The sequence below is a fragment of the Comamonas sp. Z1 genome (assembly GCF_008121555.1).
Classification (GTDB): Bacteria; Pseudomonadota; Gammaproteobacteria; order Burkholderiales; family Burkholderiaceae_C; genus Comamonas; species Comamonas thiooxydans.
The window spans coordinates 24263-44099 of the sequence record NZ_VOQT01000003.1; the positions used below are offsets into that span (position 1 = coordinate 24263).

The window sequence follows — 19837 nt, forward strand, 5'->3', positions numbered from 1 at the left end:
AACCCCGGGCTCCGTGACCAGGACGCAACGTACCGCCGACGGCTCAACGGCGGCTTGGCCGGACACCCACTCTGATCACCCCGATCACCAAAAAAGGCCGGCCCCGGCTACAGGGCTGGCCTTGAGCCTGCATCCGGCAGACCTAATCAAGCGTCCATTTACAGACCCTTGAGCAGCTTGCCGTTCACTTCCTTGCCGTACATGGAGTACTTTCCATGGTGCTTTTCGGCCGTGGCCTGCAGATTGCCGTTGAAGCGCGGATCCTGGCCACGCTCCTGGCTGTTGATGAAGGTCGCCACATCCCAGGCTTCCTGATCGCTCAGCGTTGCATTGCCGTAGGGCATGTTGTTCTTGATGAAGTTGGCCGCCTTGTCGATGTCATGCATGCCGGCACCCCAGTTATAGGAGTCCTTGCCCCACAGCGGCGGGAACACGGCCACATCGCCGACAAACTGGCCCTTGCCGTCTGCAGCGTGGCATAGCGCGCACTTGGCTTCATAAACCTTGGCACCGGCTTCATAGGTGGGAGTCTCTTCGGGCTTGCCCGCCTTCTTGAAACCTGCACCGGGCAGCTTCTCGCCCGTGGGAGCCTTCTGTGCCATCCAGTAGGCATAGGACTCCAGTGCCACCAGAACGTCATGACCGTCGTCCGGTGCCTTGCCGTTCATGGAGTACATGAAGCAGCCGCGCACGCGCTCGGCAAAGGTGTCCACATGGTCGGTCTTCTTGCGATAGGCCGGGTACATGGGGTAGGCCCCCCACATGGGGGCTGCGCCCTTCAAACGACCTGCGTCGAGGTGGCAATTGGTGCAGCTCAGCGGGTTGCCCGAGAAGCCTACGGCATTGACCGGCGTGCGTGTGAAGATCGCTTCGCCACGGCGCACCCACTCGCCCATGGGGCCTTCCGGATAGTCGCTGACGCCGGGAGGTGTGAATTCACCGGGCTTGGCTGCCACTGTCACGGCCTTGGCGTCTGCAGCAGGCGCGGCCACCTTGGCTGGTTCTTCAGCCTTCTTGGGGCTGCTGATGCTCATGCCATACCAGAGCGCGCCGCCCAGACCGGCGAACAGGCAGGCCACCACCGCGTATTCAGCGAGATTGGAGCTTTTGGAAGCAGTTTGTTGTTTGTCCGACATTGTCAACTCCCGAACTCTTAAGGCTTGGCGGTTGCTGCGGCAGCAGCGGGGTTGTGCAGGCGCTGGTAGTACGCAGCAACGGCCTTGACGTCATCGGCCGTGAGCTTCTTGGCTACAGCCCCCATCAGACCCAGTGGGCCGGCCTCACGCTGCCCCTTGTTCCAGGCATCGATCTGACTTTGCATATAGTCGGCAGATAGATGGCCGATGGCCGGAAAGTCCTTGCCCACGCCCACGCCACCGGGGCCATGGCACTGCGCACAGGCAGGAATGCCGTCGGCCCAGCGACCACGCTCGACCAACCAGGCACCGCTATCGTCGCTCTTGCCGGGCAAGGCACCACGCACGCTCTTGATAGGCAGTTGCAGGCTGGCGTAATAGACGGCCACATCGGCGCGTTCCTGCTCGCTCAAGGCCTTGGCCATGGGAGCCATGACAGCGGACTGACGGGCACCGGCCGCCAGCTGGTTCAACTGACGCTCCAGGTAACCGGCGTGCTGACCCGCCAGTGCGGGGAAGCCAGGCTGGCCCTCGCCCTTGGCACCATGGCAGGTGACGCAGGCGGCCGCGCCGCCGGCCGAGCCGGACTGAGCGATCTTTGCACCGGCAGCGACATTGCCGTTCAATGCAGCCTTGGCGGCAGCAGGTTCTTGCGCCCAGGCGCTGGTCGCCATCAGCATGGAAATGCCGACAGCCACCCACGACCGGGGCAGAGTCTTTGTGTTCAAGCGATTCATCTTGGGAATGGAGATTTAAGCGGCTCAGATCTGCCGCACATCAGGCGTGTGCTGAACGCCGACGTCTGACCTGGAATGTCACGAGCCAAAGCAGCCCAATGACAGCAAGCACATTGCCCGAAGATACTTATAGAAGATTAAGAGCCAATTAATGCTGCAAACAATTGGCCCCCAATCTGACTAATCAGGCGGCGCAGCACAGGACTTCACCGGCAGGCATAAACGCACCACCAGCCCTGTCACCGCTTCTGGCGCTAGGCCGCTGTGCACCTGCTCGAATGCATAGCCCTTATGCTGCTGCCACTGGGCCAAGGGCAGCAGCTCTAGCTCACCGTCGCTGCACTGTGCAATGCGCTGCACTATCGCCAGCCCCAGACCGCTGCCATGGGCCTGATGCTGCTTGCGCCAGAAGCGCTGGGTCGCCACGGCACAGTCCTCGCTACTCAGCCCGGGCCCATGGTCAATCACTGTGAACTCCACATAACCGGCAGGATTGACAGGCATCGTCTGTGGCTTGTCGCCGCCGACCTGCGCCAGCTGCGGAATGTGGCGCAGGCCGAGCAGCACCGCAGAGTCGTCCGGCTCGCCACTTGCCTGCTGCCCATAGCGCAAGGCGTTTTCCATCAGATTGCGCAATGCCGACACCAGCAGGGGCTGAGGCACGGCCACACGCAAGTCCTGCAGCCTGGCGTCATTCAGGGCTTGCTGAGGCAACCAGCGCAAGCGCAGCGAGCCTGAAGGAATGGCCGTGGCGGCCAATCCCCAGGCTTTTTCCAGAGCCTCCCACGCACAGGCGGGCTCGCTACCGCAGGCCATGGCACGAGAGCCTCCTGCACCTTCGCCCACCGGCTGACAATCCAGCCGGGCCAAGAGCAGCAATTGCTCCAGCGTGTGCTGCAAATGCTCCACGCCCTCCCCCGCCTGCTCCAGCGCCTGCCGGGTCATCTGCCACTGTGCGGTCTCCGAAATCGGCCTGGGCGCAGCATCCTCTTTGCCAGCGCCGGGCTGATCCCTCAAAGCGACCATCTGAGACCCCGCATTGGCCACCGCCATCTGCGCCACCTGTACATGGGTTTTGACGGCAGTCAGCGGAGTGCGCAGCTCATGGGCGGCATCGTCGCTCCAGCGACGTTCGCGCTCAATGGCTTTGTGCACGCGCTGCAGCAGGTGATTGATGGTCTGCACCAGTGGCGCCAGCTCCTTGACCTGCCTGCCTTGCGCCACGGGCGAATCGTCTCCGGGCGGACGCTCGCTCAACTCCTGGCGCAGCGACTCAAGGGGGCGCAGGCCGCGTGTCACCCCCCACCACATCAACACCATGCTGGCCAGCAGCGCCAGCACAAAGGGCAGGATGATGGTGTAGGCGAAACCATGTATCAGCCCCTCGCGCACATCGATGCGGTCGGCCGTGGCAATGCGCACGCCATGCTCCTCAAGCACATAGGTACGCCAGGGCTTGCCGCCTTTGGTGATGCTCGAGAAGCCTAGCGGCAGCGGCCCCTGGAAGCTGGGCGCACCCGCAGTGCGAGCCAGCACCTGAGAATCGGTAGGCTCGGCCGCCTGCTCGGAGGCCGTATCTGCGGAGTCCTCGGCGCGGCCGGTCTTTGCAGTTTTGGCGCGCGGTGCATCCAGCGGAGATGCCGGAATCAGGGCTGGGCGAGCCGCCTTGCCGCTCGCCTCGTCCGACACAGCATCTGCATCCATAGCATCATGTGTAGGTGCGGTATGCACTTCGCTGCGAATCATGCTGACCTCGCAAGCCACACCATCACGTGCCACCACATTGAGCATGGGACCCCAGTCCTCGGGACTGGTGTTGTGCGGCTTGAACTGGTGAACAATGCCCGCCACCATGCGGGCCGATGCAATCAGCCGGTCGTCGAGCACGGAACGCAGCTCATGCCTCATGTCGGCAAACATCCATGCCGCCACACCGCCCCATAGAGTGCACAGCGCCAGACACAGCCAGACCAGCAAACGGACCCGCAGGCTGCGCATCAGCAACTGCCTCCATGCACGCGCCCTAATCTGAAGCCCACACCACGCACGGTCTCCACCATGTCCGAGCCCAGCTTGCGACGCAGATGGTGCACATGCACATTGACCGCGTTGCTTTCCACATCAAGGCTGTAGCCATAGAGGCTGTCGCGCAGTTGCTCCAAGCTCAGCACTCGCCCGGGCGACTGCAGCAGCGCGCGCAGCAACGCCCATTCACGACGCGACAGGTCCACGATGCTGCCCTCCCGTATGGCCTGGCCGGCGGCCAGATCCACTTTGACATCGCCCAGCACAATCCAGTCCACGGTACGCCCCGCCGCCCGTCGCAGCAGCGCATGCAGCCGCGCCGCCAGCTCGTGCAGATCGAAGGGCTTGACCAGATAGTCGTCAGCTCCGGTCTGCAAGCCTTCGATGCGCTGGTCCACTGCATCACGTGCGGTCAGCACCAGCACCGGCAGCTCCAGCCCCTGACGGCGCCACCGCGCCAGCAGATGCAGACCGTCCTCATCGGGCAGACCCAGATCCAGCACACATACATCGAAGTGGGAGGATTTGAGTGCCGCATCAGCCTGGCTGGCGCAACCCACCACGTCCACGCCAAAGCCCTGTAGCTGCAGGCCCGCCTTCACCCCGCTGGCGACCAAAGCGTTATCTTCCACTAACAGCACATGCATTTTTTCACTGCGCAACCGCCACCCTCACCATCACATCCGGAGATGTGAGTACCCGTTACGCACCTTGTTTATCCGAAGCGATCGAGCATCGCAGATTTGTCTTTTCGCAGCGTTAACCCCTGCTTAATCCCTTGCGCCCAAGATGCGGGGCTGCCTCATCCAAGACACTCAGCCACCACCCTTCATGTCTCTTCGCTCTGCCGCAGCCCTAGCTCTGCTTTCAGTCCTGCTGACGGGAATGACTGCCTGGGCACAGCCGCTGACCCTGCCCGGCCTGAGTGCCGACAAGCCCGCTGCGCAACCCGAAGTTCTGACTGCCGAACAGGCTTTCGAGCTGGTCCACACCGAGCAAAGCGCCATCCAAACAGAGGCTGATGGCCGCCGCCTGCTGGAGCTGCGCTGGAATATTGCTCCTGGTCACTATCTCTACCGCGACCAGTTGCGCCTGCTCGATGCTCAGGGTCAGCCAATACCACTGCAGATCCCTGAAGGTCGGACCCTGAGCGATGCCTTCTTTGGCCGTGTGCAGGTCTTTCACCGGGAGTTGCGCATTCAGGCCGCGCTGCCTGAACGGCCGGCGCAATGGCCGCTGGAGCTGCAATGGCAGGGCTGTGCCGAGATAGGCATCTGCTACCCGGTACAGCAGCAGAGCATCAGCGCCGCTCAAGCAGGCATGGACGGGAATGCGGATGCCCCGACTCCAGCCCTTGGCGAAGGCAATACCGAAGCAGCTCAACCCGGCTTGTTGCAGGCACTGGCCTTGCCCGCCAGTGTGCGGATAGGCCCTCTCGCTCTGCCTACCATGGCTCTTGCCGCATTTCTGGCATTGTTTGCCAGCCAGTGGTGGGCGCGGCTCAGGCAGCGGCAAAGCAATCAGCCTGTAGAGACTGTGCTGCTTCACGCCACGCTTGCCGGACTGGTAGCGGCGCGCACGGCCTACGTCGTGCAATGGTGGCCCGAGTACTGGGGGCCCGTGAGCGCATCTCCCGCCAGCGTGCTGCAGATTCTGGATATTCGCGACGGTGGCTGGAACCTTTGGGCCGGACTGCTGGTGGCGGTTCTCTGGGCAGCCTGGAGCTGCCGCAGCCATGCACTCCTGAAACGTGGCGTGCTGCAGTCCCTGGGTGTGGGTGCATTCATCCTGATGGCAGCTTACACATTGCGAAATTGGGTTGAGCCTTCAGAGTCTTCACTCCCCTCTCTGACGCTGGTCAGCGCTGCCGCTCAGCCCACGGATCTGCGCAGCTACGGCGGTCAACCGCTGGTCATCAACCTCTGGGCCAGTTGGTGCCCGCCCTGCAAGCGCGAGATGCCGGTACTGGCCCAAGCGCAAAAAGACCATCCAGGTGTGCGTTTCATCTGGATCAACCAGGGTGAAGACGCCGCTGCAGTGCTGCGCTATTTGCAGTCCATGCCTCTCCCCCCAGCCCAGGTGCTCCTGGACCCAGAGCAGCTCGCCGGTCAGCACTGGCAGCAGCGCGCCCTGCCATCCACCTATTTCTATGACGCGAACGGACGCCTGCGGTCCACGCGTACGGGGGAGCTCTCCCGCGCAAGCCTGAGCGAGCAGTTGCGCATCATTGCGCCTCCAACACAGGCCCCATGACTCAAGATGGACAAAGGTTTATCGTGCCACGTTTACAGCCCCTGTCACGCCAATGGATGGCGCTGATTCTCCCCATCTTCGCTGCAGCCGCAGCCACCGTAGTCGCCGTGGCCTATACCCGCGACGTGATTGCCGCCAGCGGCGCTGCAGCAAGCGGTGCGGCAAGCAGCGACCTGCCCTCAGCGCAGTTTCTCGCCGAGCAAGGCCTGCAGATCGTGGGCCCCATGCAAAGCGCCGGCGGCCTCAAGGCCTGGGCCGCCTACCGCGACCAGCAGCCCATCCCCATCTACCGCATGCCTGACGGCAAGCACTGGGTGATTGGCACCGTCATCGATGCCCAGGGCAAGGATGTCAACGCCAAAGCTTTGCACAACGCCGTGCAAAAGCCCATGGGCCAGGAGTTCTGGATCGATCTGGAGCGTACACACTGGATTGGCGACGGCAAGCCCGATGCCGCCCGCATCGCCTATGTGTTCACCGATCCCAACTGCCCCTATTGCAACCAGCTCTGGCGCGATGCCAGACCACTGGTGCAAGCTGGCCAGCTGCAGTTGCGCCATATTCTGGTGGGCATGCTGCGCCCCAGCAGCGAAGGCAAGGCCGCCGCCATTCTGGCCTCCAAGGCACCCGAGCAGGCCCTTGCCAGCCATGCCATGGCCTATGCCGACGCTCATGGCAAGAATCCCGATGTCCTGGGTATTGCACCGCTGCAGCGCATCCCCCTGTCGGCCCGCGATGCACTAGCCAACAACGCCGCGCTGATGAGCAATGCAGGCCTGCGTGCCACACCCGCGACGATCTGGAAGAATGCCCAGGGGCTGGTGCAGATCCGCACCGGCATGCCGCCCGGGCTGCTGGACGAGTTGATGGACAAAGCTCCCGCCAAGTCGCCAGCACATTAGGATTCAAGTCACCGCATAGCCCCTGCACAGAATTTGCAAGCGGCTATCATCGCGCTAGCAAATCTGCCCCAACACCATGAGCCGACCTGACTGGAACACCCTGCTGCCCGCCCTGCGCCCCAGCACCCGCATCGTGCTGCACGCACCCAGCACACAAGCACTGGTCCGCGCACGCGGCAACTTCAAGAACCTGAAAGCCGCCAACCCCGAGTTGGAAGTCTGGATTGTCGTCAATGCCCAGGCCGTGCAAGCCGTGCTGGACCAGCCGGACGACATGGGTCCTGCTCTGGCACATGTGCTGCTGTGCCCCAACACGCTCAGGAACGCCGGCATCAGCGCACCGGACAATATTCAGGTGCTGCCCATGGGCGCCGTCGAAGCCATCGCCCGCATGCAGCAAGGTGGCTGGACCTATATCCGCAGCTGAGCAGGCTGCGTCCTCGGCACTCCAGAGCCGTGCGCACTCCGGGCTAAAGACCCCAGTCCTTGAGCGCAGGCAACGCCAGCTGGGTTGCGGCATAGCCTTCATCGATGGACTCGCGCCCCCGGTAGAAGTCCATCAGCCCGACATGCGAGAGGCGCGGAGCAATCAGCACCTCGGCCGGGTCACCCGCCATGCGGCTGCGGGTGATGCGCATCTGCATGATGTTGACACTGGCCATGACCACATTGACCAGCGAGGGTACAGGCACAGAAGCACCGTCCTCGGCATCTCCCTCCCCCTTGCGCCCCCTGCGCATGACGGATGAGGACAATGTCTTCACGCTCGTCATACTGCGCATCCATGCGCCCGCCCAACCGAGCGGTGAGCCATTCGCCGCCAGCGCTTCAGGAATCTGGCCCAGCGGCACCGGAGGCTCTTCCTCATCCAGATGCAGCTGCGAGACCCTGAGCTCGCGGGAATGCAGGTTGATCTCGCTCTCGCTCATATCAACGGGCTTCATATGCCTGCGCATGATGTCGGCATTCAAATCGACGGCGATGACGATGTCCGCACCCATGGCGCGCGCCAGCGACACCGGCACCGGGTTGACCAGACCGCCATCGACCAGCAGCCGCCCTTCCCGCATCACCGGAGTGAACAGGCCGGGCAAGGCGATGGACGCGCGCACGGCTTCGGCAATCGAGCCCTTGCGCAGCCAGACCTCGGCACCTGTCTGCAGATCGGTGGCCACGCAGCCGAACGGCGTGCCCAGTTGCTCCACGGTTTCCTGGACGAAATTCTCGCGCCAGAACTCGATGATCTTCTCGCCCTTGAGCAATCCACCGCCCAGATTGAAGTCCATGAAGCCGAAGACCTTTCGCTTGCCCAGGCCCAGCACCCAGCTCTCGAAGGCATCCATTTCGCCGGCGGCATAGGTTGCACCGACCAATGAGCCAATGGAGGTGCCGCAGATGATGTCGGGGCTGACACCGGCCTCGCGCAGCGCGCGCAGCACGCCAAAATGCGCCCAGCCTCTTGCAGAGCCGCTGCCCAGGGCCAGGCCCACCACGGGTTTGCGTCGCAATTTGTTCATGTAGCCTCCTTGCTGCTTCTACAGCCGACTCAACCGGGCTGCTCGCCCCTTAGCAGAGCCAGCATGCCAGCTTCGTCCAGCACGGGCACGCCCAACTCCTCGGCCTTGGCCAGCTTGCTGCCCGCCTCCGCACCTGCGACCACATAGCTGGTCTTTTTGCTGACCGAACCCGAAACCTTGGCACCCGCCGCCTCCAGCATATCCTTGGCGGCGTCGCGGCCCAGCGTGGGCAAGGTGCCGGTCAGCACCACGGTCAGGCCGGCCAGAATCTGAGGAGCCTTCTCGGCCGGCTCACCTTCCTCCCAATGCACACCGCAGGCGCGCAACTGCTCCACCACCTCGCGGTTATGGGGCTGGGCAAAAAAGGTGTGAATGCTGTCGGCCACCACCGGCCCGACATCCTTGACTTGCAGCAACTCCTCCACGCTGGCGTCCATGATGGCGTCGAGCTTGCCGAAATGCTTGGCCAGATCCCTGGCCGTGGATTCGCCCACATTTCGAATGCCCAAGCCAAACAGAAAGCGCTGCAGCGTGGTGCTCTTGGATTTTTCAAGGGCTGCCAGCACGTTCTGGGCCGATTTCTCGGCCATGCGATCCAGCGCTGCCAGCGAGCTCAGGCCCAGCCTGTAAAGGTCAGGCAGCACGCGCACCACCTGGGCATCCACGAGCTGATCGACCAGCTTGTCGCCCAGACCTTCGATGTCCATGGCTCGGCGATGCGCAAAGTGCAAGATGGCCTCCTTGCGCTGTGCGCCACAGAACAGGCCGCCCGTGCAGCGGTGGTTGGCCTCGCCTTTTTCACGCACCACCTCGCTGCCGCAGATGGGACAGGTCTTGGGCATGCGGAAGTTGGGCACATAAGCAGGCCGCTCGCCCGGCACCCGTCCCACCACCTCGGGGATCACATCGCCCGCACGGCGCACTATGACCTGATCGCCCACGCGCACACCCTTCTTGCGGATGTCGAACAGATTGGACAGCGTGGCATTGGTCACCACCACACCGCCCACCTGCACAGGAGCCAGGCGGGCCACGGGCGTCAGCTTGCCCGTGCGCCCCACCTGCACATCGATGGCCTCCATGAGCGTAGGCATCTCCTGCGCCGGGTATTTGTGCGCCACGGCCCAGCGCGGCTCTCGCGACTTGAAGCCCAGCTGACGCTGCAGAGCCAGGCTGTTGACCTTGTAGACCACGCCGTCGATTTCATAGGGCAGATTGGTGCGCTCGGCACCGATGCGTTCGTGAAACGCTACCAGTTCAGAAGCGCCCAGCGCAATACTGACTTGCGGTGCAACCGGAAAGCCCCAGGATTTCAAAGTCTGCAGCATGGCGTAGTGCGTGCCGAAGTCCGGCCCGCCCTGCTGCGGCGGCGTGATCTCGCCCAGACCATAGGCGAAGAACGACAGCGGACGCTGGGCCGCGATATTCGAGTCGAGCTGACGGACCGATCCGGCCGCCGCATTGCGCGGATTGGCAAAGGTCTTGGCACCTGCGGCCTGCTGGCGCGCGTTGAGCTTGTCCAGATCGGCCTTGGCCATATGCACCTCGCCTCGCACCTCCACCACGGGGGGTACATCGCGGCCTGCGGACAGGGTCAGGGGAATCTGGCGAATGGTACGGATATTGTGCGTGACGTCTTCCCCCACCTCGCCATCGCCGCGCGTGGTGGCCTGCACCAGGCGACCGTTTTCATAACGCAGATTCATGGCCAGGCCATCGAACTTGGGCTCGGCCACATATTCGATGGCTGCAGCGGACTCATCCAGCCCCAGCTCCTTGCGCACACGCTGGTCGAAGGCAATGGCACCCGTGGCCTCGTTATCGGTCTCTGTCTGGATGCTCAGCATGGGCACGGCATGGCGAACCGGAGTCAAACCGTCCAGCACCGCACCGATCACGCGCTGCGTGGGAGAGTCCGGCGTAACGAGTGCGGGGTAAGCCCCCTCCAGCGCTTCGAGTTGCTGATAGACGCGGTCATATTCCCCGTCGGGAACCGTGGGCGTATCGAGTACATAGTACTCATGTGCCCATTGATGGAGTTGGGCGCGCAATGCCGCCACCTTGCTCGTCACGCTTTCGGGCACGCCTGCATTGATAGCTGTCGATGGCTTCTGGCCCTGGGGTTCAGCGGAAAAAAGATCTAAATTCTCGGTCATGCTCTGCCCGCTGGAAATTCAAAGTCCGGGATAAAAAAGGCCAACATTGTTGGCCTGTTTGTTTTAGCTGAAAAGCCTTCTGGCAAGAAGTGAGCCGGCCGACAGCTCTGCGCTGTCGAGCTTGTCGTAGAGCAGCTCCAGGTCATGCTGAATCGGGTCCAGCGCCGAGACCGGCAGCAGATAGCCGTTCTGGTCGCAGAGCACGCCGTCCATGGTCTGGCACAGTTGCTCCGCCACCTGACGCAGGCGCGCAAACGGCTGCTGCCCGCGCGGCACCTGGGCCACGTCCAGGCTGAGCAGGAATTCGCGCACGACGGACTGATCCAGATCATCGCCCATGGCGGCCTGGGGGTCGTAGTTCAGCACCAGCACCGGAGGCAGGCCCTGGATGGGCGAGGCAAGCACCATGCGGCCCGGCATGGGCGTGATGACAAAGCCCAGGCGCTGGGCATTTTGCTGGACATAACCAGCACTCCAGGACGCCTGACGCGCACGCAGCATAAAGCTCAGCTGCGCATCGTGCTCGCTGGCGAACTGATCGAGCTCGCGTGCACGCGAGACCTCGTTGAGCATATTGGGCACGTCGGCCATGGCGCCCAGCGCATCGGCGAAGCGCTGCACCTTGGTGACGAACTCCGAAAACTCGATCTCGTTGAGTGCACCGGTACGGTTGGCCAGCTGGACACCGGCCTGAAAGCCCAGATAGCGCTGGCCGGTCTGCAACGGCTCCCACTGCTTGCTGTCCTGGTTCATGCCTTCAATGGCAAAGGGCTTGTTGCCGGCACGGCGGGTACTGGGTTGGGCCTGCAAGGCCACTTCACCAGGAACAATCTGGGCCACAGTGATCGGAGCAATCGCATCGATCAGCGCATCCAGATGGCCGCGTCGCTCCACTGACGGGGCGGGAGGAATCGAGGCGGCCAGAGGAGCGTCCGTCAACACGGGCTCCACAGCCTGCGCGGCCTGCTCGGTCACTGCAGCAATGGCTGCATCCGTTCCCTGAGCGTTCACCTCTTGCACAGCATGCGCAGCCTCGGTCGTCTCGGCTTTGTGCTGGGCGGCCGCCAGAGCTTCCTGACGCTGCGCTTCCTCATGGGCTTCGCGCGCCACCAGGCGGGCCAGCTCGGCATCGGCTTCGGCAAAGCGACCTGCGGATTCGGGCATCTGCAGGGGCTCGGTACCGGGAATGGCCTTGCCGAAATCCCCCAGCACGGGCTCATGCTGGTATTTGGTCAGGTCCGCACCATGACCGACGGTGTTCATTCCGGGCTCGAGGCGCTGAGGATCTGTGCTTTCTTCCTCAGGCTCGGCCCGCTTGGGCGCATTGCGACGCGCAGTCCAGGAGTTGTAGGCAACGATCAGCGCCAACAGCACCACACCCAGGACGGCCAGACTGATTTGCAAGTTACTCATGTGAGAAAACGGTTCTTCAATAGGGGATGGCCGGGCTCAGGATAGCTCAGCCATGGAGAGGGCGGACTCCATGTCCACCGCAACAATTCGTGAAACGCCCTGTTCCTGCATGGTCACACCAATCAGCTGCTCAGCCATCTCCATGGCGATCTTGTTGTGACTGATGAACAGGAACTGGGTTCCCTTGCTCATGCTGTAAACCAGCTTGGCATAACGTTCGGTATTGGCGTCGTCCAGCGGCGCATCCACCTCGTCCAGCAGACAGAATGGCGCTGGGTTGAGCTGGAAGATGGCAAACACCAGCGCAATCGCGGTCAGCGCCTTCTCGCCGCCCGAGAGCAGGTGAATGGTCTGGTTCTTCTTGCCGGGCGGCTGGGCAATCACCTGCACCCCGGCGTCGAGAATCTCGTCGCCAGTGATCACCAGCTTGGCCTGACCGCCACCGAACAGCTCGGGAAACATGCGGCCAAAATGGCGATTGACGATGTCGAAGGTGCCGGTCAGCAAATCCCGCGTCTCGGCATCGATCTTGCGAATGGCTTCTTCCAAGGTGTTCATGGCCTTGGTCAGATCATCCATCTGCGCATCGAGGAAGGTCTTGCGCTCACGCGCCAGGGTCAACTCATCCAGCGCGGCCAGATTCACGGCCCCCAGGGCCTGGATTTCGCGGTGCAGGCGGTCGATTTCACCTTGCAGGCCGTGCATGCGCACATTTCCTTCGGCAATCGACTGAGCCACAGCAGCCAGATCGGCCTCGGCTTCGGTCAGCAGATTGCTGTACTGCTCCAGACCCAGGCGCGCGGCCTGTTCCTTGAGCTGGAATTCGGTGATGCGCTGACGCAGCGGGTCCAGTGCCTTTTCCAGGCTCTGGCGGCGCTCGTCGCTGGCACGCAGCTTATTGGTCAGATCCTCATATTCGCTGCGGCGCTCGGCGACGTCTTTTTCGCGCTGCATCTTCAGATCCAGCGCATCCTGCAGGCCGCCCTGCGCTGCGGCATCAGACAGTCTTGCCAGTTCGTCCTGAGCGCGTTGCTGCTCCTCGGCCAGGGACTTGGCCTGCTGGCTGGCGGTTTCGATGGTGCGAGACAGCTCGGCGCGACGCGCGTGCAGCGTGCGCTGCGAGAAGGTCGCCTCCTGGGCCTGACGCTCCAGACTGCGCAACTGCTCGCGCGATTCGTTCAGGCGGCGCTCGGCCTCCAGCACGCGATCCCCCAGCTGGGCATGGCGCTCCTGGCTGTCGGCCAACTGCATGTCCAGCTCTTCAAAGCGGGCCTCGGCGGCGACCTTGCGCTCTTCGATATCGGAGAGCTGGGTTTCGACTTCGGACAGATCCGCCGAAATTTGCGCATTGCGTGCGCGCGCCTGCTCGGCCAGTTGAGACAGGCGCAAGGTCTCGACCTGCAGCTCGTGGGCACGGCTTTGCGACTCGCTCGCTTCGCGGCGTGCGGACACCAGACGCTGCGAGGCATCGGCGTAAGCGCTTTCGGCGCGCACCAAGGCCGAACGCGATTCATCGGCGATCAGCGCCTGGGCGCGGACTTCCTTTTCCAGGTGCTCGATTTCCTGCGCCCGCGCCAGCAGCCCCGATTGTTCGGAGTCCTGCGCATAAAAGGTCACGCTGTGCGCGGTCACCGCATGGCCGGTGGGCACATAAATGGTCTCGCCAGCCTGCAGATCGGCACGCTTGGCCAGGGCCTCGTCGAGCGTGGGCGCGGTATAGCAGCCCGTCAGCCAGTCCACCAGCACGGCGCGCAGGCCGGCATCATTGATCTTGAGCAGATCGCTGAGACGCGCAAAGCGCGCAGCCACAGGTGCGCCCGCTGCCTGAGCCTGGCTGAAAAAGGCCAGCCGGGCCGGCGGAGCGTCCAGCCCCCCGGAGCCCAGAAAACCGCGCACCATGTCGAGGCGACCGACTTCCAGCGCACCCAGACGTTCGCGCAGTGCGGCTTCCAGCGCATTTTCCCAACCCGACTCGATGGCTATGCGGCTCCACAGGCCTTGCATGCCGTCCAACCCATGCTTGGCCAGCCAGGGCTGAAGCTTGCCATCGGTCTTGACCTTTTCCTGCAAGGCCTTGAGCGCATCCAGCCGCGCCGACAGATCGGCGTGACGACTGTTTTCGGCATTCACGGCCTGCTGGCGTGCGCGCCTATCCTCATCGAGTTGCGGCACGCTGTCCTGCAACTCATTGAGGACGGCATCGGCCATCTCGGCCAGCTCCTGCGCCTCGGCCAGTTGCGCCTGCAAATTGTTCAGGCGCGCTTCGTCCGGCGTTTCCAGTGCATTGCGGTCGGCCCGTAAACGTTCATAACGGGTTTCAAACTGACGGCGCTGCTCATCGAGACTGCGCTGCTCGGCGGCCAGCACCTGAATCTGCTGCTGCACCTGCACCACCGAGTTGCGCTGGTCTGCATCGGCTTTCTGCGCCTTATGCAGAGAATCTTCCAGATCGGGCAGGCGGGTGCTTTGCTCCTCGAGCTGGGCAGCCAGCATCTCGGCCTGCTCTTCGGCATCCATGCCCGCACCCTCGATGTTCTCGATCTCGCCCTGGGCCTCTTCGCTGCGGCTGCTCCACAGCAGCAGTTGCTCGGCCAGTTGCTGCAGACGCAGTTGCACGCGCTGGCGGCCTTCGACCACATAGCGGATTTCGGCCTCCAGCTTGCCGACCTCGGCCGTGGCTTCGTAGAGCTTGCTCTGCGCCTGATTGACCTGATCGCTGGCGTCGTAGTGCGATTGGCGCAGGGTCTCGAGTCCGCTCTCGTTGTTGCGGATATCGGCCATGCGCTCTTCGAGCTCGTTGACGACCTTGAGGCCTTCGACACGCACGCGGTCCTGCTCGGCCTCGGCATCGGCCCGCTTCATGAACCACAGTTGGTGCTGCTTGAGCGTGACCTGGGCGTTCAGGCCGTTGTACTTGGCCGCAACTTCGGCCTGCTTTTCCAGCTTGTCCAGATTGGCATTGAGCTCGCGCAGAATGTCTTCCACACGGGTGAGGTTCTCGGTCGTGGCCGAGAGGCGGTTTTCCGTCTCACGACGACGCTCCTTGTACTTGGAAACCCCGGCCGCTTCTTCAAGGAACAGGCGCAGCTCTTCGGGGCGCGACTCGATGATGCGGCTGATCGTGCCCTGACCGATGATGGCGTAGGCACGCGGTCCCAGACCCGTGCCCAGAAACACGTCCTGCACGTCGCGACGACGCACGGGCTGGTTGTTGATGAAGTAGCTGCTGTTGCCCTCGCGCGTGAGCACGCGCTTGACGGCGATTTCGCCGAACTGCCCCCACTGACCGCCTGCGCGGTGGTCGCTGTTGTCGAAGGTCAGCTCCACACTGGCACGGCTGGACGGCTTGCGATGCGTGGTGCCGTTGAAGATCACGTCCTGCATGGACTCGCCACGCAGCTCGCTGGCCTTGCTCTCCCCCAGCACCCAGCGCACCGCATCCATGATGTTGGACTTGCCGCAACCGTTGGGCCCCACCACGCCGACCATCTGCCCCGGCAGAATGAAATTGGTGGGCTCGGCAAAGGATTTGAAGCCGGAGAGCTTGATGGAATTCAGGCGCACGGTGTCGGTGTCGGTCTAGAGGCTGGCCAGCAAAGGCTTGTGATTGGGAAAGAAAAACGGCAAAAGCGGTTGCACAAACGCAAAACTTGAAAAAGCCCTGTTCTTGCTCGCAACCGTCAACAGACGGGAATCATAACGCGGCCTGCCCCCTCGTCAGCCAAGATTGCTGCATACACGCAAACCATAGCGGCCTGCGCAGGATCGGCAAGGGATTGGGGCAGATTTAGATCGAATAAGAGAGCAGCGGATGCCTCAGGTGCGCGGCTGAAAAGCAATCAAACCCGCCCCCAGCAGACAGATGGCCACCCCTGCCATATCCCAAACGCTGGGTTTGATGCCATCCACCAGCCACAGCCACAGAAGCGCCACGCTGATGTAGATGCCGCCGTAGGCCGCGTAGACACGACCCGAGGCCGAGGGATGCAAAGTCAGCAGCCAGACAAACAAGGCCAGGCTGACCGCGGCGGGCAGCAGCAGCCAGGCGCTGCCGCCCTGCTTGAGCCAGAGCCAGGGCAGATAGCAGCCCACAATCTCCGCCACGGCGGTCAGGACAAATAACAGCAGGGTCTTGATTTCAGGCAATTCAATCTCTCACACAGCGAAATGCGGGCATTGTAGAGAGCATGAACCGCCTCAGCGCATGGACACCGGACTGAGAGCTGGCGTCGGAGATCCCGGCACATTGCCATTGGTGACCAGGCTCTCGAACTCGCTGACCGGCACGGGCGGGCTCATCAGATACCCCTGCCACGCATAGCAGCGTATGCCTTCGAGAAAACGGCACTGGGCCTGGGTTTCCACGCCTTCGGCGATCACATGCAGACTCAGGCTCTTGGCCAGAGCCACAATGGTGCGGGCAATGGCCGCGTCATTGGGATCGGTCAGTACGTCACGCACAAAGCTGCGGTCGATCTTGAGCTGATCGAGCGGCAGCCGTTTCAGATAGGACAGCGAGGAGTAGCCGGTACCAAAGTCGTCCAGCGAAAATCCGATGCCGTAGGACTTCAGACGCATCATCTTGGCGATGGTGTCGTCCACGTCGGAGACCAGCATGCCTTCGGTCAGCTCCAGCTTGAGCCGACGCGCATCGGCCCCATGCTCGGCCAGCGCCTTGAGCACCTGTTCGACAAATCCGCTCTGATGGAACTGCTTGGGACTGACGTTGACCGAGAGCACCAGTTGCGCATAACGGGGGTGCTTGGCCCATTTCGCCAGTTGCTGGCAGGCGGCTTGCAGCACCCAGTCGCCCAGGGGGAGGATGACGCCTGTTTCCTCGGCCAGCGGAATGAAATGCGCAGGGGGGACAAAGCCTTTTTCAGGATGCTTCCAGCGCAGCAGACCTTCGGCGCCAATCACCTTGCCCATCTCCACCTGGGGTTGATAGAACAGCTCGAATTCACCGGCCTGCAGACCGGCACGCATGTCTTGCTCAAGCGTGCGGCGTTCCTGCAGCGCCGATTGCAGCTGGGGGTCAAAGAAGCAACTGACATTGCGCCCCTGGCTCTTGGCCTGGTACATGGCCATTTCAGCGCGGCGCTGCACTTCTTCACCCGTCAGCTCTGGCTCGCCAAACAGGCTCAGGCCCATGCTGACGGTGATGGAGCGCGGAATGCCGCCGATCTCTATGGGCTCACGCAAGCGGCTCAGCCACTGGTCGGCCTGCTGCTCCAGCCTGGCGGCTGCCGCCACGGAATCGCTGCCAAGGTCCTCGATCAGCAGCACAAAATCATCGCCGCCCTGACGAGCAATCGTGGCCCCTGAAGGAAGCAGACCACGGATGCGCTGACTCATCGACTGCAGCAGCAAATCGCCCTGATCCAGGCCATAGGTCTCGTTGAAGGCTTTGAAGTTGTCGATATCCAGCAGCACCACACCACCAAAATGGGCCTTGCGTTGCGCCACGGCCAGAGCCTGTTGCAGCCGATCAGCCAGCAGGCGCCGGTTGGGCAGGCCAGTCAAGGCGTCGTAGAAGGCCAGACGGCGGACCTCCTGCTCGGCCGCCATGCGCTGGCTCTGATCCTGCAGCACCATCAAGCACCCTTCGGCTTGCAACACGGCACTGACCGCGACCGGGCGGCGCAGGCCGTCTACCCCACTGAGCATCAATGTCTGCGCAGACACCGTGCAAGCCGACGCCTCGGTGGCGAGCTCGTCCCACTGAGCCTGCACATCGTCGACACGCTCGGATTGGCGCAGCTGCAACGTCCGGCGGGCCTGAGCCTTGGCGGCTTCCCATCGCTGGATGACGCGCTCGCGCTCAGCGGCATCGGGGAACATGCGCTCCCACCACTGCTGGGTTGATACGCCGGGCTTGCCCCCATGGCCGGCCAGACGCAGAAACTCTTCGTTCCAGTAGACCAGGCGCCCATCCAGATCCTCCATGACCAGACCCACCGGAAGTCTCTGCATGAGATTGCGCAACTGCTGATGACCCAGCCGCTCCATCTGCTCGAGGCGCTTGCGCCCGCTGATGTCCTGCACCAGCACCTGCAGGCGCCGTGATTCATGACGTCCGGTCAGAAACGCATTGAGTTCGACCCAGACTGGCGCGCCCTCCTTGGAACGCAGACAGAATTCGCCCGCGTTGTGCTGGAACTGCTGCAGGTCCAGTCCTTCAAGCAATTGCGCACAGTGCGCCTGGTCTTCGGGCATGACCAACTCCAGCACGCTGCGTCTGTGAATTTCCTGGGCCTCATAGCCCAGCAACTGACAGAAATGCTGGTTGGCCTTGAGTACGCTGCGCGTGGCGATATCAAGCTCGAGCACGCCCATGGCCGCCTGCTCGCACATAGCATGAAAGCGCGCATCACTCTCCTGCCTTGCCTGCGCACTGAACTTGAGGCGCCGGCTCCAGCTCCAGCGGCTCTGCCACCAGCCCGAGACCCAGGCAGCCAGCACCAGCCCCGCCAGCAGACCCAGGCCCAATACCAGCCAGGGCAGATACCTCTCAAACCGTCTCTGAGTGCTGAGCGCAGGCTTGAACTGCAGCGACCAGATGCGGTCATACACCTGTATCTGCCGCTCCAGCGGCTTGATCAAGGCAAATTCAGGATGGGTTTCCGCCTCCGCCCACAGTGAGCCAGTGAACAAGATCTCCGCACCGCCAGCAAGCATCGACAGCGGTGTGGTCAGTCTCATGTGGTCCCCACCAGCCTTTGGCGATGGGTCGGCTGGGCTGAGATCCACCAGCTTGAAGGCGACCTGAGGGTAGAGGTTGGCCGGAACCAGCCCCCTCGCAAATTCGCCCAGACGGATCCTGGCATTGAGCGTCCCGAGCGGCTTTCCGGAAGATTTCCCGATCGCGGCGCCGCCGCCCCCCTCTTCTGCAGCCCACAGCGGAGCCCGCAACACCACGCCCTTGGGGCTATCGGGCAGTTGCAGAAAGCGAAATGGAGCCGACATCGACATCTGGCGAGAGTTCCACGCCTGCATCAAGGAATGAAATGCCGCCGCCGGCTGACGCGCGTTGCTTCCCGCCAGCGCCTCGTTGCCTATCAACGGCCAGACGTAGGAAACCTCGAAGGCCTGTGAATCACGCGCAAGATCGGTGTGCTGCTCCGCAGTCACTGCACGGGTCAGACTCAGGGCCTGCAGCCCCACCAGACTATCCTGACTGAGCAGAGCATGGGCATGCTGGGCAAACACCTGCTGGCCCGCATCCGCATTGCCGGCCATTTGCTCGGCGAGCTTGACGAGCAGACGGTCATAGCTGCCCAGGCGTTGCTCCATAGCTCGCGTCGCCATATCGGCACTGAGCTGCAAGCGCTGTTGCATGCGCGACTCCTGGCGTTGATGGAGCATCCAGCCCCCCAAACTGCCACAGGAAATTCCAAAACCCAATGCCAGCAGCGCCAACCAGGGTTTACGCATTTTCATCACTGGCTGAGTTGCGAATTGCGACATGCAAAAAACACAAGATTCCTGAGTTGCGAGGTGGCTCCAGTCGGCAGTGGCGCCTTGCAGCAAAGGCTGCAGCACCATGAGCCAAGATGAGGAGCGACATAGTTTGTAGGAGCAAACCTACATCCAAAGAACAGTCACACCAAGTGATTACCCTGAAAGCCTTGGCATGATTGCGTCTGGATTTAGATCAAATCATAGGCATAAGCTTGTATATCCAATACAAAGCGCTGC

General features: G+C 62.7%; 13 protein-coding genes. 3 read left to right on the plus strand and 10 right to left on the minus strand.

The window, feature by feature from the left end; translation table 11 throughout:
• Nucleotides 1-158: 158 nt before the first annotated feature.
• The 4 genes from FSY45_RS06730 to FSY45_RS06745 form a co-directional block, all read right to left on the minus strand.
• Nucleotides 159-1136 (minus strand): c-type cytochrome, encoded by a 978-nt coding sequence (locus FSY45_RS06730; RefSeq protein WP_003062380.1) that lies wholly within the window; start codon nt 1134-1136, stop codon nt 159-161.
• A gap of 17 nt (nt 1137-1153) precedes the next feature.
• Nucleotides 1154-1873, minus strand: a complete 720-nt coding sequence (locus tag FSY45_RS06735) for a c-type cytochrome (protein ID WP_045839462.1) — start codon at nt 1871-1873, stop codon at nt 1154-1156.
• Between the two features lie 180 nt (nt 1874-2053).
• Entirely contained in the window at nt 2054-3871 is a 1818-nt protein-coding gene (locus tag FSY45_RS06740; protein WP_052951032.1) for an ATP-binding protein, read from the minus strand.
• Nucleotides 3871-4545, minus strand: a complete 675-nt coding sequence (locus tag FSY45_RS06745) for a response regulator (RefSeq protein WP_046460255.1) — start codon at nt 4543-4545, stop codon at nt 3871-3873. The genes FSY45_RS06740 and FSY45_RS06745 overlap by 1 nt, the downstream gene beginning before the upstream one ends.
• A 238-nt stretch (nt 4546-4783) precedes the next feature.
• Here FSY45_RS06745 and FSY45_RS06750 point away from each other — a divergent pair, with 238 nt between their 5' ends.
• From FSY45_RS06750 to FSY45_RS06760, 3 genes are all read left to right on the plus strand, one after another.
• Nucleotides 4784-6151: a prolipoprotein diacylglyceryl transferase family protein gene (locus tag FSY45_RS06750; protein ID WP_046460254.1), complete on the plus strand. Its 1368-nt coding sequence runs from the start codon at nt 4784-4786 to the stop codon at nt 6149-6151.
• A gap of 56 nt (nt 6152-6207) precedes the next feature.
• Nucleotides 6208-7053 carry a thiol:disulfide interchange protein DsbG gene (gene dsbG / locus FSY45_RS06755; RefSeq protein WP_052951031.1) on the plus strand — a complete coding sequence of 282 codons (846 nt, stop codon included), beginning with the start codon at nt 6208-6210 and terminating at the stop codon, nt 7051-7053.
• 76 nt (nt 7054-7129) lie between these two features.
• A complete protein-coding gene (locus FSY45_RS06760) occupies nt 7130-7480 on the plus strand; it encodes a hypothetical protein (RefSeq protein ID WP_003062392.1) in 351 nt (116 codons plus the stop codon).
• A gap of 43 nt (nt 7481-7523) precedes the next feature.
• On the opposite strand, the gene FSY45_RS06765 is transcribed toward FSY45_RS06760, so the two are convergent.
• From FSY45_RS06765 to FSY45_RS06790, 6 genes are all read right to left on the minus strand, one after another.
• On the minus strand, nt 7524-8570 hold the full coding sequence (locus FSY45_RS06765; RefSeq protein ID WP_003062395.1) for a patatin-like phospholipase family protein: 1047 nt from the start codon (nt 8568-8570) through the stop codon (nt 7524-7526).
• A 29-nt stretch (nt 8571-8599) separates the two neighbouring features.
• Complete coding sequence (gene ligA / locus FSY45_RS06770; RefSeq protein ID WP_046460253.1) at nt 8600-10726, minus strand: NAD-dependent DNA ligase LigA; 2127 nt, start codon at nt 10724-10726, stop codon at nt 8600-8602.
• 63 nt (nt 10727-10789) lie between these two features.
• On the minus strand, nt 10790-12139 hold the full coding sequence (locus FSY45_RS06775) for a cell division protein FtsZ (RefSeq protein WP_039048927.1): 1350 nt from the start codon (nt 12137-12139) through the stop codon (nt 10790-10792).
• A 36-nt stretch (nt 12140-12175) separates the two neighbouring features.
• Nucleotides 12176-15703 carry a chromosome segregation protein SMC gene (gene smc, locus FSY45_RS06780; protein WP_003062399.1) on the minus strand — a complete coding sequence of 1176 codons (3528 nt, stop codon included), beginning with the start codon at nt 15701-15703 and terminating at the stop codon, nt 12176-12178.
• A gap of 252 nt (nt 15704-15955) precedes the next feature.
• The gene (locus FSY45_RS06785; RefSeq protein ID WP_046460252.1) at nt 15956-16285 is read right to left on the minus strand and encodes a YnfA family protein; all 330 of its coding nucleotides are present in this window, start codon (nt 16283-16285) and stop codon (nt 15956-15958) included.
• Nucleotides 16286-16336: 51 nt separating this feature from the next.
• Nucleotides 16337-19477 (minus strand): EAL domain-containing protein, encoded by a 3141-nt coding sequence (locus FSY45_RS06790; RefSeq protein ID WP_003062405.1) that lies wholly within the window; start codon nt 19475-19477, stop codon nt 16337-16339.
• Nucleotides 19478-19837: the final 360 nt, after the last annotated feature.